General features: G+C 36.2%; 12 protein-coding genes and 1 riboswitch. Of the genes, 9 read left to right on the top strand and 3 right to left on the bottom strand.

Annotation, left to right across the window (positions count from 1 at the left end):
- The first annotated feature begins 299 nt into the window (after positions 1-299).
- The 3 genes from AS180_RS05140 to AS180_RS05130 all read left to right on the top strand — a co-directional run bounded on the left by AS180_RS05140 (position 300) and on the right by AS180_RS05130 (position 5,136).
- Complete coding sequence (locus AS180_RS05140) at positions 300-1,589, top strand: ABC transporter substrate-binding protein (protein WP_025907633.1); 1,290 nt, start codon at positions 300-302, stop codon at positions 1,587-1,589.
- A gap of 156 nt (positions 1,590-1,745) precedes the next feature.
- Positions 1,746-3,569, top strand: coding sequence for a sensor histidine kinase (locus AS180_RS05135; protein ID WP_025907635.1), 1,824 nt, complete (start codon positions 1,746-1,748; stop codon positions 3,567-3,569).
- Positions 3,550-5,136, top strand: coding sequence for a response regulator (locus AS180_RS05130; RefSeq protein WP_062686511.1), 1,587 nt, complete (start codon positions 3,550-3,552; stop codon positions 5,134-5,136). The genes AS180_RS05135 and AS180_RS05130 overlap by 20 nt, the downstream gene beginning before the upstream one ends.
- A gap of 65 nt (positions 5,137-5,201) precedes the next feature.
- Here AS180_RS05130 and AS180_RS05125 read toward each other — a convergent pair whose 3' ends face one another.
- Both AS180_RS05125 and AS180_RS05120 read right to left on the bottom strand, forming a co-directional pair.
- On the bottom strand, positions 5,202-6,392 hold the full coding sequence (locus tag AS180_RS05125) for a NupC/NupG family nucleoside CNT transporter (protein WP_062686510.1): 1,191 nt from the start codon (positions 6,390-6,392) through the stop codon (positions 5,202-5,204).
- Positions 6,393-6,461: 69 nt separating this feature from the next.
- Positions 6,462-6,563, bottom strand: a riboswitch (purine riboswitch).
- 301 nt (positions 6,564-6,864) lie between these two features.
- The gene (locus AS180_RS05120) at positions 6,865-8,319 is read right to left on the bottom strand and encodes an IS1182 family transposase (protein ID WP_062686509.1); all 1,455 of its coding nucleotides are present in this window, start codon (positions 8,317-8,319) and stop codon (positions 6,865-6,867) included.
- A 247-nt stretch (positions 8,320-8,566) separates the two neighbouring features.
- Between AS180_RS05120 and AS180_RS21540 the strand changes: the two genes are divergently transcribed.
- Positions 8,567-8,731: a Spo0E family sporulation regulatory protein-aspartic acid phosphatase gene (locus AS180_RS21540; protein ID WP_076513299.1), complete on the top strand. Its 165-nt coding sequence runs from the start codon at positions 8,567-8,569 to the stop codon at positions 8,729-8,731.
- A 177-nt stretch (positions 8,732-8,908) separates the two neighbouring features.
- On the opposite strand, the gene yhfH is transcribed toward AS180_RS21540, so the two are convergent.
- Positions 8,909-9,040 (bottom strand): protein YhfH, encoded by a 132-nt coding sequence (gene yhfH, locus AS180_RS21535; protein WP_064484053.1) that lies wholly within the window; start codon positions 9,038-9,040, stop codon positions 8,909-8,911.
- Between the two features lie 221 nt (positions 9,041-9,261).
- On the opposite strand from yhfH, the gene AS180_RS05115 reads away from it, so the two are divergent.
- From AS180_RS05115 to AS180_RS05095, 5 genes are all read left to right on the top strand, one after another.
- A complete protein-coding gene (locus tag AS180_RS05115; RefSeq protein WP_025907640.1) occupies positions 9,262-9,996 on the top strand; it encodes an MBL fold metallo-hydrolase in 735 nt (244 codons plus the stop codon).
- Positions 9,997-10,011: 15 nt separating this feature from the next.
- Complete coding sequence (locus tag AS180_RS05110; protein WP_025907641.1) at positions 10,012-11,001, top strand: lipoate--protein ligase; 990 nt, start codon at positions 10,012-10,014, stop codon at positions 10,999-11,001.
- A gap of 258 nt (positions 11,002-11,259) precedes the next feature.
- On the top strand, positions 11,260-12,798 hold the full coding sequence (locus AS180_RS05105; RefSeq protein WP_025907642.1) for a fatty acid--CoA ligase family protein: 1,539 nt from the start codon (positions 11,260-11,262) through the stop codon (positions 12,796-12,798).
- Positions 12,799-12,836: 38 nt separating this feature from the next.
- The gene (locus AS180_RS05100) at positions 12,837-13,613 is read left to right on the top strand and encodes an enoyl-CoA hydratase-related protein (RefSeq protein WP_025907643.1); all 777 of its coding nucleotides are present in this window, start codon (positions 12,837-12,839) and stop codon (positions 13,611-13,613) included.
- A 296-nt stretch (positions 13,614-13,909) separates the two neighbouring features.
- Positions 13,910-14,117 (top strand): IS110 family transposase (locus AS180_RS05095; protein ID WP_139109143.1); only part of this gene is annotated, 208 nt, incomplete at its 3' end.

The raw sequence follows: 14,117 nt of genomic DNA, 5'->3' as shown, positions 1-14,117 counted from the left end.
GTCTCGCTAATCCCGTAGGAGTCTCACAACCTTCGTTCCAATCACAGGCTTCTTGAGTAGGAAGAAACCCTTTTACTTGTTAGGTTTGGAGTAGAGAAGGAACGCGCAACGAGTCTTGATTTTTCTTCAAATTGCTTGTTTTCCATTGATAGAAGAGTTAGAGAATATGGCCAACAGTTCTTGTGACTTGAACAGGTCATCAATATTTTCCACTCTGTTGTTCAATATTGTCTCCTATTCAAATTACCTATAATCGTTACAATGGAATTAGGGTCCTGACAATCAAGGGGGTATATAAAATGAAAATGAAAAGGCTTACATTGTTATCTGGGGTATTAGCTTCATCATTGTTATTTGCAACTGCATGCTCGAATTCTGGTTCAGAGTCAACAACAAAATCAAGCGGTGGTTCAGGGGACGAAGTTGTAATTGATATGTTCCAGTTTAAAGTGGAAATTGCTGAACAGTTAAAAGAAGTAACGGATGCATATACAAAAGAAAACCCAAACGTTACGTTTAATATTCAGACAGTTGGCGGAGGCGCAGATTATAGTGCAGCTTTAAAAGCGCAGTTTGCTTCTGGTAACGAGCCGGACTTGTTTAATAACGGCGGGTTCCAAGAAGCACAAACATGGCTAGAAAAGCTAGAAGACCTTTCTGATCAACCTTGGGTTGATGATTTGTATGACGTTGCAAAAGAACCAATGACAGTTGATGGAAAGATTTATGGTCAGCCTTTAAACCTTGAAGGATATGGTTTTATTTACAATAAAGATTTATTCAAAAAAGCTGGTATAAAAGAGTTGCCAACTACATTACCAGAGTTAGAAGCAGCGTCTAAGCAGCTAAAAGCAAAAGGAATTACGCCATTTTCAAATGGATACGGTGAGTGGTGGGTATTAGGAAATCACCTGTTTAATATTCCGGTAGCTCAGCAGGATGATCCTGATGCTTTCATTAAAGGGTTAAATGAGGGTACTGCAAAGTTTGAAGGTAACGAAACGTTTAAGCAATTTATGAATTTATTTGACTTAACGCTAAAATATGGAAATGATAATCCGTTAACAACGGATTATAATACGCAAGTAACGCAGTTTGCTGCGGGCGAAACAGCGATGATGCAGCAAGGAAACTGGACTGTAAACATGATTACAAAAATCAATCCAGATATGGAAATGGGCTTTATCCCAATGCCAATTAGCGACGACAAAGAGAAAAATGATAAGTTAGCAGTTGGTGTACCAAATAACTGGGTAGTTAATAAGAACGCTCCAGAAGCTGATAAAGAAGAAGCAAAAAAATTCTTAAACTGGCTGGTAACATCTGAAACAGGCCAAAAATTCTTAGTAGAAGAATTTAAGTTTATCCCAGCATTTAAGAGCATTGATGGAAAAGGAATCGATTCTTTATCAGACGATATCTTAAAATACTCTGATGAAGGCAAAACATTATCATGGAACTGGTTTAAGTATCCAGACGGCGCTGTACAAGAAATTGGAGCAGCAATGCAGTCTTATGCAGGAGATCAAATTTCAGAAGATGAGTTCTTGAAAAAGTTAGATGAAATTTGGGCGAAAATGAAAAAATAAATGTAAAATGGAAGCCTTCTGTATGGTATAGGATAGACATATAGAAGGCTTCTTTGTGATGAAGCTGTAAAAAAAAAGTAGATTGAAAGCGCTTTTATTGTATAATGATAGCAATGCAATATAATTTATCGAATAGTAAGAAGAAGGAGGGGTGTGATGAAGGGGTGGAGCATTCGCAAAAAGCTTATTTTGTTTTTACTCATTGCGACTGTTGTACCGTTTATTATCTCAAACGTGTTCACCTATCAATATACAAAAGAAACTGTGAAAAACCGCTTTATTTCGACGAACTACCAAGTAGTCAAAAGCGGTAGTGAGGATCTGAGCACATACTTGCAGGAAATTTCTGATATTACACCGCGTTTATACGGCTATTATCCATTTATTAAAGTATTACAAGAAGGTGTAAATAATGATTTAGGGGCAAGTCAATTAGAAGTGCGAAGAACGCTATCTTATTTATTTAATACGCGACCAGAAATTAGGCAGCTTCATTTATATATTGAAAATGGACAAGATTCTTATACGGTATACAATTCTAAAATTAGCAGTCGGAAAAAGTATGAAGATATTTATTCACATTCTTATTATGCCAGGTTAAAAGAAAAACAGCAGTTTCTATCAATTGAACCTACTCATAAAGTATACAGCTACAACAATTTATCGACCATTTTAGACTCTGATCCGAAGCAAGTCATTAGCTTTCATCACATGATCAATGAAGTACCTTCTAACAACTTGTTAGGCTTTCTGTCAATAGACATTGACTTGTCTAAAATTAAATCTACTTCGGATAGCTTATACAATAAAGAAGAAGAAGACTTTTATTTAATTAATGATGATGGGATGATCATGTATTCATCAAATCAAAAAGCAATTGGAACAACACAAAAATATAAGTGGATTCACCAATTGAAAAACAAGGAATCTCATAGCGTAGAATGGGAAGATTCAAAGTTTTCTGGAGTACTCGTTTATGACAAACTAGCAGCTCCATTTGATGGATGGCATATCGTAAAGCGAATTCCTTATAGTGTTTTATATGAAGATGCAAGGAGAACCGCTCTAATAAATGTTTTAATTGGATTACCGTTTTTATTAATGATTATTATTGCTACATTGATTGTATCAGTACGATTTACAGAGCCGATTCGAATTTTAATTCAAAATATGAAAGAAGTTGAGAAAGGCTCCTTTGTGGTTCGGTTTAAAACATTAGGAAACGATGAATTTGGTATGTTAGGTCAGCATTTTAAATCCATGGTCGAAACGATTAATGATTTAATTAAGCGAAAGTACCGCTTGGAAATTGAAAATAAATCAACGCAGCTCAAAGTGTTACAGTCCCAAGTGAATCCTCACTTTTTATACAATGCATTTCAATCGATTGGCACGCTTGCATTGAAACATAAAGCGGTCGAAGTCTATAAGCTATTAACGCTTCTTTCAAATATGATGAGGTACAGTATGAATATGAAAGAAGATATTGTAACTCTTACTGAGGAAGTGAATCATGCTGAAGCATTTTTAGCCTTGCAAAAACAACGCTTTGGCTCTAAGTTTTCGTATGAATTTCAGATTGACGAAAGGTTAAAGAGGACATTGGTTCCAAAGATGATTTTACAGCCGCTTGTAGAGAATTCGTTTAAGCACGGATTTGAAACAAGAGTAGGAGATGGAAAGCTAACGATTTCAGCGTCTTTAATAAAAGAAAGCTTTATTCAAATTTGCGTAAGAGACAATGGAAAAGGAATGAATGACAAAGCATTAGCATCCTTACATGAAAGCTTAGCGATGTCTAATCAGCATACAGGAGAGCATATAGGCTTGCAAAATATTGCAGACCGCTTATTGATCTACTATGAAAATGCAGCAAAAATGGAAGTTGAAAGTAAAGAAAATGAATATTTTACAGTAACAATGATTTTACCACTTGAGCTAAACAAAGGAGATGATCATAATGAAAGTCCTGATTGTTGATGATGAAGAACACGTTCGTGAAGGAATTAAGCTCTTAGGCGACTGGGACACGCATCACATTGAAAGCATTATTGAAGCTGAAAACGGTGAGCAAGCGATTGCGCTTATAAGAGAACAAAAACCACAAATCGTTTTTACAGACATGAAGATGCCGAATATGGGTGGGATTGCCCTGTTGGAATGGATGAAAGAACATACTCCTCATACGAAAACCATTGTTGTAACGGGTTATGATGATTACCATTACATGAGGAAAGCCATTCACTTTGGGTCAACCGACTACATTTTAAAGCCTGTCGACCCTTCAATCTTAAATGACACGTTAACTAGAGCAGTTAATGAATGGCATAAAGAAGAGAACGAGCGCAAACAGCATAATAACAGCTATCAGTTAATTAATGAGATGAAGCCTATGTACCGAGACCGTAAGCTGACACAAATTATTAATAACTATGTGCTGCAGAATGCGGTGTATGAAGAGCTTGGCTTTCACTCAAACAGTGAGTATGAAGTAGCTATTATTCGAGTTGACGAAGCGACAATCCAAGCATTTGGTGGAGATCGTGACTTAGCTTATTTTTCAATTTTAAACGTGGCTAATGAGCTTTTAGTTGAAAAAGAGAATGGGGTCGCTTTTCGTTATTTATCGCAAAAGGGCGAAATCGTAATGATTTTCTGGGACCATTTCTCTGAAATCAAGCAGCTTTTGAACAAGCTACACAAAGAGATTTTCTTAGCATTCAACGTATGTTGTCCACTTGCTAAGGGGCGTCATGTTGAATCCGTTTCAGTATTGCTAGAATCCTATCAAACAGCAAAAGATGCTTTGTTAGCGAGCAACGTGCTAGCTGACAGTTGCGTTGAGTTCTATGAGAGTGCGGGTAGTTTAAAGAGAGGTAGTGTATTGTTAAATTTGATGGACTACAATACAAAGATTGTAGAAGGAATGCAAATAGGCAAAATAGATGCATTTACAACGATTTTTGATGAAGTGAAGAATGCTGTGAAGCAGGCCAATTATTTATCTTTAAAGGAGTTGTTGCATATTGAAAAAGAGTATCAGCTTCTTAGTGAACACTGGTTAAAAAAATACGAGATTTCATACAATGCGCAAAGTCACTATGAGAAGGCGCTGGCCGCTTTTTTTGATGTGAAAGGCAGATTTGACTTCGATAGATATATGAATCGAAAGCAAAGAGAGATTGTACGCTTTTTAAATATTGTGAAGCGAGATAAGCAAAAAAACAACCGCGATATTATTTATGAAATTGAGCAGTTTTTACAGATGAATTATGATCGAGACGTTAAGCTTCAGGAAATTGCAGAACGCTTCTATTTAAGCAGAGAGTACATTTCAAGAAAGTTCAAACAAGAATTTCAGGAAAACATTTCTGACTATATTGTAAAAGTTCGAATGAGCAAAGCAAAGTCCTTATTAAAAAATGAGCAGCTGAAAATCTATGAAGTAGCAAATATGATTGGGTATCAAGATGATAAATACTTTCGTAAAGTGTTTAAAAAATTAGAAGGATTAACTCCAAATGAATACCGCCAACTATCCGTTTAAAAAAAGCCTCCTTTGCAATAAAAGGAGGCCTTTTTTTAGTATGACGTCTGTCGTCAGACTTCTATTTACATAAATACACCGACAAGAATAGCCGTAATGAAGCTTGCTAATGTTCCACCAATGATTGCGCGCAAGCTGAGTTTCGAAACTTCTTTTCGTCTAGAAGGGGCTAAAGAACCTAAGCCGATAATAAGCTGTCCAATTGATGAAAAGTTCGCAAAGTTACATAAAGCAATTGAAAGAACTGCTACGGTCTTTGGCGATAGCTCATCCATCACTTCAGTTAAGCTTAAATACGCAACAAATTCGTTAGCGGCAAGCTTCGTTCCGATAATAGAAGCAGCTTGTAAAGCATCTGAGAAAGGAATACCAATAATAATAGCAAAAGGATAAAATAAATAGCTGAAAATGGTTGCTAAATCTATGTTTACAAGGCCTAGTGCCCCGTCAACCAACGCAAGAATACTAATGAAAGCAATTAAAAGACCACCGATATTTAAAGCTAGCATTACACCGCTTGCTGTTCCGTCTGCCATCGCTTCAAACACATTTGCATGATTGCTTTTTTCCATTGCTACATTTTCTTTTGTTTGAGACTCTTCTGTTTCTGGCAACATAACTTTTGCAATAATAATTGAAACAAGAGGTACGCTAAAGACAGCGATGAGCAAATATTTCATATCAATTCCCATTAAAGAGTACCCAACAAGAATTGCACCACTGGCAGAAGCTGTTCCTCCTACCATAACAGCAAAAAGCTCAGATCTTGTAAGCCTGTCAAGGTAAGGTTTTACGAGTAAAGGAGCTTCAGCAAGCCCTAAAAATGAGTTTCCAACCGCATTAAACGTTTCAACTTGCGTAGTGCCAAGAGCTTTTCCTAAGATAATTCCGACAATGCGGACAAAAAAAGGAATGATTCGTAAATAGTAAAGTGCAGACACTAAAGCTGAAATGAAGATAATAACGGTTAGTACGTTAATGGCAAAAACAGAAGTAATATTGGTGTTTTCAAAAAAACCACCGAACACAAACTGAACACCTTCATTGCTATAATTAATAACTTTTTGAATACCTAATGCCATTTTTTCAAGAAAAGTTTGACCTAGAGGTACTTTAAGAACAAAAAGTACAAATAAAATTTCGAGTGAAAGACCTACGAGAACCGTACGCCAAGGAAAAATTTTTCGATTTGTACTTAAAAGCCAGCTGACAAACAAAATTGCTACAAGTGATAGTAGACCGATAAGATAAGACATGATGGAATCCTCCTATAAAAAAACTGCTTCCTCCAAGCTATAGGAGAAAGCAGCAGTAAGTCTTACCTCATACGTACCGCTTTCCCTTATAGTCTAACAATTTACGGTTGTTAGGTAGAAACTTGCGATCCATATTATCGCGATTATACAAAGGAAGCGTATAAAAATGTGTTTTCATTCTATCAATATGACTATTGTATGACAACATTAAATTAATGTATTTTAAGAAGTTTATATATTATAAATATTCTTTTTTCATAGAAAAGCGATAACATATATGTTAGCCATCTAGTTAAAAGGGAGGGGCTAAAACATCAAATTTCCTGTTTTTAGATAAAAAAAAGGAGAGAGAATAAAAAATGAGGCCACTGAAAAACTTAGGTTTTTTAATTCCAAAACTCGTATATAAAACTAAAAAGGCTACTTTTCGTTCAATCTTTGAACGAAAAGTAGCCTTTTTCTATGTTCATTATTACTTTGATTCTTTCATTAAATTTATGATTCGTTTTAAATTGACTGTAAATATGGTCATCGCCCCTTGCATTTGCATGCCAACGAGACCCGAGGAGGATGCCACATCATACCCGTGTCTATGCTTGAGTTCACTATTCTTCGCTTCAATTTTATAGCGTTCTTTCGCCTTATCTTTGAAATATGAACTTTCTTGAAATGCCTCCTGTTCTTTGTGTTCTGTAGATTTAATCGTGACAGAGTACGTTTTCGTTTTAGCTCCTTCTTTATAACATCCGTCCTTGAATGGACATACTTTACATTTATCAATATCAAAATAGTATGTATAGCATTGATTCGCCTGCTTTTTACCGGTGCGTGCTTTTCGAATGGCCATGTGTCCAGCTTTACAAACATACATTCCCGCGTCTTTGTTAAACTCAAATTCATCCTCTTTCTTACGTGTTCCTTGTGTAATAAGTGGGTGTAATTTAGATACTAATTGTAATTCACTTTTGGTTGCATATTGAATATTATCTTTCTCTGAATAGGCAGTATCACCAATGACTGTATCAATCTCCATCCCTGTTTCGTGAGTTTTTTCAATCAATGTTTGTAGGTATTTTCCGTCACTTTTTTCACCAGTTGTAACTACTGCAGCTGTAATAATTCGTTCTTCATTCATCGCAATATGTGTTTTATAGCCAAAGAAAGAGGTATCGGCTGTTTTATGTCCAATTCGTGCATCCGGGTCTTGGGAAGATTGCAGGTTCTCTTGATGATCTTCCACAATTTCTTTTAAGTAGTTGAGCTTTTCTTTTACTTTTGGATATTCAGAAATAGCTTCTTCTTTTTCCACAGCTTGAATGACCTTTTGACAGTAGTCAAGTTCATCGGATAAGTCTTCTGTGGTTGCCTTCGGAGGAAATTTTTCTTTCATGCCTTCATCGATTTGATAGACAGCTTTGCGGAGTAGTTTTGACTTCTCCGCTAAAAATTCTTTCGGTGATTTCTGGTTAAATCGAGCTTTTGTGTGCGTAGCGTCAACAATAATAGATTTACTTTTAATAAGCTCCTTCTCTCGTGCAATTTCTACTGTTTTTTGAATGAGCATGTCGAGTAATTCTACATCTTTTAGGCGTAATTTTCGAAATTTCGTTAACGAACTTGGATTAATCACAGGATCTTCTGGCGCCATATCAAGGAAGTATTTAAAGGACATATCGTACTTTGAACGTTCCACAACATCTACATCTGATAAGTCGAAAATGGTTTTTAGCAATAAATATTTGAACATACGAATTGGAGGCACTGCATTGCGACCGTTATCGAGACAATATTTATTTTGTAATTCCTCCAAAACAAACGAAAAATCAACAAGTCCATTGATCTGACGGAGCATATTATCTTTCGGTACGACGATATCGTAAATGGCCATGAACGGGCTAAGGTTAAGAGATTGTTGGTTTGAAATCATCCGGGACACCACCTAGAATTAATACAACTATTATACATGAAAATAGCGAAGGCTTCCTCGATTCCATCGAGGAAGCCTTCGCAAAATCTAGTCTATATGGACTTTTTCAGTGGCCTCTAAAAAATCGCTCTCCTTTTTTGGATTAGCCTAATATTATGGCATTTATTACAAAAAAACTATGAATTTATGCGGGTGTTAATGATATTATGAAGTAGTTGAAATTTAACCTAGGGGATGAAGTAACTGGATGAAACTATCTCAGTTAGAAAAGGAGATTCGTGCTTTACAAGATATTATCTATCGCTTGGCAAAGGAAACGAATGAGTACTCTTATGGCACGATTCTAAAAGTTAGCCAGGAGTTAGATAAAAAAATTTTTTTGTATCAAAAATTGAAGAATTCATGTGATTAAATGAATAGTTTTCTTTCTCTGTAAGCAAAATGAGTATGCGCGGCTCAACTAAAATTGCTTAAATACGTTAGAAAAAGGTCTTTATTTGTTTGATAATTGAAAAGAATAGCATAAATACTGAAGGTTATGTCAAAAAGGCTCTGTTATAAAACAGAGCCTTTTTGACGTAACCGCTTACTATTTCATAACATCTACACAGTTATCGCATTTATTTCCATAGCATTCATGCTGCTCTTCAATCTCTTGACCGCATTCTAAGCACTTTTTAGTTGGTAGTTTTTTGAAAAAATCAGACATTTTTTCTAACATCTCCATCGCCTCCGTTTGTTTGTTATTAACATTGTATTATAACAGTTTTATTTTGGCAACTGTGTTTTAGAACAAAAATAGCCCTTTTTTATAAAAAAATGTAATTTGTTATATAACAGTTAGTTATCTGTCAATTCTTGTTTCATCCTTTTTTGTTTAGATTTTAAATGGACCTGGGGTATACTAGGGCTAAAGGCATTCAGAAAGGGAGGACAACTTGGATGAAAGTAACAGTTGTTGGTTTTTGGGGTGGATACCCTGGCGTGTCAGAAGCAACCTCTAGTTATTTATTTGAACATGATGGCTATAAGTTGTTAGTGGATTGTGGAAGTGGAGCACTTGGACAGTTGCAAAAGTACGTAGCTCCACAAGAACTTGACGCAGTTATTTTATCTCACTATCATCATGATCATGTTGCTGATATTGGCGTACTTCAATATGCTCGGTTAATTCAATCTTACTTAGGAAATGATGTGAAAGAATTACCTATTTATGGACATACATACGATCAAGCAGCGTTTGAAAAGCTGACACATTCTGGCATTACAAAAGGGGTTTCTTATAACCCTAATCAATCGCTAGAAGTTGGACCATTTACCATTACATTTTTACAAACAAAGCATCCTGTGACATGCTATGCGATGCGAATTTCTGCTGGAGATAAAGCTGTCGTGTATACAGCAGATTCTAGCTACATTGATGCGTTCGTGCCTTTTTCACAGCAAGCTGATTTAGTAATCTGTGAATGCAACTTCTATGCTCACCAGAATGGAAGCGGGGCAGGGCATATGACGAGTACCGAAGCAGGGAAGTTAGCACACGGTGCTAACGCGAAAGAACTAATGCTAACGCATCTGCCACACTACGGAGAAGTAGAACAATTAGTAGTAGAAGCAAAAAACGAGTTTACAGGGAACGTTTTTTTAGCAAGTTCAGGATTACAATGGAATAAGTAGGAGGATAAAAGAAAAATGTTATACATTAACAATGGAGATATACATGACCCAAGAATTAATCTAGCAATCGAGGAGTATGCGCTTAAGCATTTAGATATTAACGAAACGTATTTATTATTTTACGTGAATGAACCGTCTATCATTATTGGTAAAAATCAAAATACAATTGAAGAAATCAATACGAAATACGTAGAAGATCAAGGAATTCATGTTGTTCGCCGTTTATCAGGTGGAGGTGCTGTGTACCATGATTTGGGTAACCTCAACTTTAGCTTTATTACGAAAGATGATGGGGAAAGTTTTCATAATTTCAAGAAATTCACGGAGCCTGTTATTGAAGCATTAGCAAAACTGGGAGTAAACGCAGAATTAAGTGGCCGTAATGATATTTTAGCCGAAGGACGTAAAATTTCTGGGAATGCACAGTTTTCAACAAAAGGTCGTATGTTTAGTCATGGAACGCTTTTATTTGATTCTGAAATTGAAAATGTTGTATCTGCGTTGAAAGTAAAAAAAGATAAAATTGAATCCAAAGGTATTAAGTCTATTAGAAGTCGCGTAGCAAATATCAGTGAGTTTTTAACGGATAAAATTACCGTAAATGAATTTAAACAGCTTATCTTACGCTACATTTTTGATGGAGAAGAAAATATTAAAGAATATAAGCTGACTGAAAAAGATTGGGAAAAAATCAACGAAATTTCGAACGAGCGTTATCAAACGTGGGAATGGAATTATGGGAAATCACCAAAATTTAACGTGCAGCATGCTCACCGTTTTCCAGTTGGACAAATTGATGTGCGCTTAGAAGTAAGCAAAGGTACCATTACACAATGTAAAATTTATGGAGACTTCTTTGGAGTAGGAGATGTTAGTGAAGTCGAAGAAAAGTTAACGAACATCCGATACGAAAGGTCGAGTATTGCAGCAGCATTAGAAAATGTTGATGTGAAGCACTATTTTGGGAACGTTGAAAAAGAAGAGTTTATTGATCTTATTTATTAAGAGCGTAAAGCAGGCTAGAAAAGAACTTAATTCTTTTCTAGCCTGCTTTTTATTTATATAGTAAGAAGCTATAAAAAGTAAGAGAACTATAAGAGCTGCAGTAATCGTTTGTAATGGAGAAAATTTAAAGTCAGTCTTATCTTTATAAGAGTCTTGTCAACGATAGATAAAAAAAGTATAATATAGTAAGAAAGTTTCCAATATTACGCCTAAATAATGAATGGTTATTCATTCATTATGGCGAGAGGAGGAGAATAATTGAATTTGTCGTTACAGCTTCATACCACTGCGAAGCAGTATCCTGAAAAGATTGCATACGTGTTTTTGGATGAGGAAGTCACTTATGCTGATCTTGATACCTCTATCACTTTATTTGCAAACGGTTTAAAAAGGTTAGGAGTTCAAAAAGGAGACCATATTGCATTATTACTTGGAAACTCACCGCATTTTATTATTGGATTATATGGTGCTTTAAGAGTTGGCGCTACAGTTATTCCGATTAATCCAACCTACACGAAAGGGGAAATCACGTATGTTTTACAGAACAGTGATGCAAAGGTAGCTATTACGCTTGATCTTTTAGTACCTTTGTTGGAAGAAATGAAAGCAGAAATATCTGCGCTTGAGCATTTGGTTGTTTGTGAGAGTAGCCTTCAAAAAGAACACAATTTTCTATCTTCAAATGATATTCATTCGTTTTCATCTATTGTACAACACCAAGACGTTACATATAAATTCCCAACACTTGATGAAGATGACACAGCTTTAATTTTATATACTTCTGGAACAACAGGTAAACCAAAAGGCGCTATGCTTACTCAGAAAAACGTCTATCAAAATGCTAAAGACGTCGCTGATTATTTAAGTATTAATGGCGAAGATCGAGTAGTAGCTGCATTGCCAATGTTTCATGTTTTTTGCTTAACTGTTGCGCTGAATGCCCCGCTGATGAATGGGGGCACAGTTTTAGTGATGCCTAAATTTAGTCCAACTATTTTCTTTCAGCTTGCGGAAGAGAAAAGAGCAACAATTTTTGCTGGTGTGCCAACGATGTATAACTTCCTTTTACAATCGAATAAGGGTGCTCAAGAAAAAGTGAAGACGCTACGTTTATGCATATCTGGGGGAGCATCAATGCCGGTGGCTTTATTAAAAGAATTTGAAAAACAATTCGGAGTGGTTGTTGCCGAAGGATATGGCTTATCAGAAGCATCTCCGGTTACGTGCTTTAATCCGATTGATAAAGAGCGTAAGCCTGGTTCTATTGGAACTTCCATTATGAATGTCGAAAATAAAGTAGTTGATGAAATAGGAAGAGAAGTTCCCGTAGGAGAAGTGGGAGAGTTAATTGTTAAAGGTGCAAACGTCATGAAGGGTTACTATAAGCTGCCGGAGGATACAGCTCATGCACTTCGAGATGGGTGGTTGTATACAGGTGACTTGGCTCGTATGGACCCCGAAGGTTATTTCTATATTGTAGATCGCAAAAAAGATATGATTATTGTAGGTGGATATAACGTGTATCCAAGAGAAGTGGAAGAAGTGTTGTATTCACACCCTAACGTTGTAGAAGTGGCAGTACTTGGTGTTCCAGATCCTGTATTTGGTGAACAAATTAAATGTTACGTTGTAGTTAAAGATGCTGCTGTTAGTGAACAAGACCTACTTGATTACTGTCAACTTCACTTAGCGAAATATAAAATTCCAAGTAGCATTACGTTTTTAGATGAGTTGCCGAAAAATGCTACAGGGAAGATTTTGCGAAAGGCTTTACGAAAAGAGTTATTAGGAAAGTAAATAAAAAATTGAAAGCGATTTCAAAATAGGGGGGTACTATGGAATCTATTGTGTATGATAAGGATAAACAAGTCGCCACAGTTATTTTAAATCGTCCGGAAGCGATGAACGCATTTAACTACGACATGCTATGTGAACTAGAGCAGGTGGTAGAAAAAGCTCGTATTGATCCAGATGTGCGAGTGGTGAAGTTTATCGGTGCAGGGGAAAGAGCATTTTGCGTGGGAGCAGATTTAAAAGAAAGAAAAACACTTACTGACCAAGAAGTAAAGCGGAATATTTTTAAAATTGGTGAAGTGTTTTCTAAAATTGAACAGCTTCCACAACCTACGCTTGCCGTCATTAACGGTTATGCTTTTGGTGGAGGAATGGAGTTGGCTTTAGCCTGTGACTTTCGATTTGCTGCAGCGGATGTAGGACTTGGATTAACTGAAACAAGCTTGGGAATTATCCCTGGTGCTGGTGGAACTCAAAGATTGCCTCGCATTGTTGGAGAAACAAAAGCACTTGAGCTAATTCTAACAGCAGAGCGGTTACTAGCACAGGAAGCAGAAAAGGTTGGATTAGTGACAAAGGTTAGTCCACTCTATGAATTAAACGATGTTGTTGACGGTTTTATTAGCCGCATATTAGCAAATGCACCAATTGCTTTGCAACAAGCAAAGTTTGCTATTAAAGAAGGAATGAAAGTAGATTTGCAGACGGGATTGCAAATTGAACGGAAAGCGTATGAGTTAACGATTCCAACAGAAGATCGTATTGAAGCTTTAACAGCTTTTGCAGAGAAAAGAAAGCCTGTCTTTAAAGGAAGATAAATAGAATGAAAGAGAACTGTCGATAGCGGCAGTTCTTTTTCTATGGAAAGGGATAACGGGAAACCTCCCTATATAAAGTAAAAGAACCCAATAATTTTGTTCTAAATTTCAGAATGAAACCTACAATAATAATAGCTGATAACTGTTTGTACACTTTTGGATGGTTTTAAAAGGAGCATTCCTGTTAGAAGGATTTTCGGGGACTTGAACAAAAAAGAGCCCTCTTGGTATGATACGGGGTGTCAAATCATAGCGCGAATTGACCCCTAACTTAGTTAACCAAGGAGGACTCCAAAGTGGATTTTAAACAAAATCAGAAAATAAATCAAGTCACCGAGAATACACTCGTAGTAGGAATTGACATTGCCAAGCGAAAACATTTTGCTTGCTTTGTAGATGATCGTGGTCGGGTGCTCCAAAAATCTTTCCCAGTATTACAGTCTAGTGATGGCTTCCAGTGTTTTTATCAACGTATTTTAACTGCAATGAAAGAATACGAAAAAA

It is taken from the genome of Priestia veravalensis (assembly GCF_001457055.1).
GTDB lineage: Bacteria > Bacillota > Bacilli > Bacillales > Bacillaceae_H > Priestia > Priestia flexa.
Note: the sequence above shows the minus strand (reverse complement) of the source record. Positions and strands in the feature narration are given on the sequence as shown.

Coding starts and splice junctions, on each gene's coding strand:
- AS180_RS05110 (WP_025907641.1), top strand. CDS start 10,012: ATGTTATACATTAACAATGGAGATATACATGACCCAAGAATTAATCTA.
- yhfH (WP_064484053.1), bottom strand. CDS start 9,040: ATGTTAGAAAAAATGTCTGATTTTTTCAAAAAACTACCAACTAAAAAG.
- AS180_RS05100 (WP_025907643.1), top strand. CDS start 12,837: ATGGAATCTATTGTGTATGATAAGGATAAACAAGTCGCCACAGTTATT.
- AS180_RS05115 (WP_025907640.1), top strand. CDS start 9,262: ATGAAAGTAACAGTTGTTGGTTTTTGGGGTGGATACCCTGGCGTGTCA.
- AS180_RS05125 (WP_062686510.1), bottom strand. CDS start 6,392: ATGTCTTATCTTATCGGTCTACTATCACTTGTAGCAATTTTGTTTGTC.
- AS180_RS05120 (WP_062686509.1), bottom strand. CDS start 8,319: ATGATTTCAAACCAACAATCTCTTAACCTTAGCCCGTTCATGGCCATT.
- AS180_RS05140 (WP_025907633.1), top strand. CDS start 300: ATGAAAATGAAAAGGCTTACATTGTTATCTGGGGTATTAGCTTCATCA.
- AS180_RS05130 (WP_062686511.1), top strand. CDS start 3,550: ATGAAAGTCCTGATTGTTGATGATGAAGAACACGTTCGTGAAGGAATT.
- AS180_RS05135 (WP_025907635.1), top strand. CDS start 1,746: ATGAAGGGGTGGAGCATTCGCAAAAAGCTTATTTTGTTTTTACTCATT.
- AS180_RS21540 (WP_076513299.1), top strand. CDS start 8,567: ATGAAACTATCTCAGTTAGAAAAGGAGATTCGTGCTTTACAAGATATT.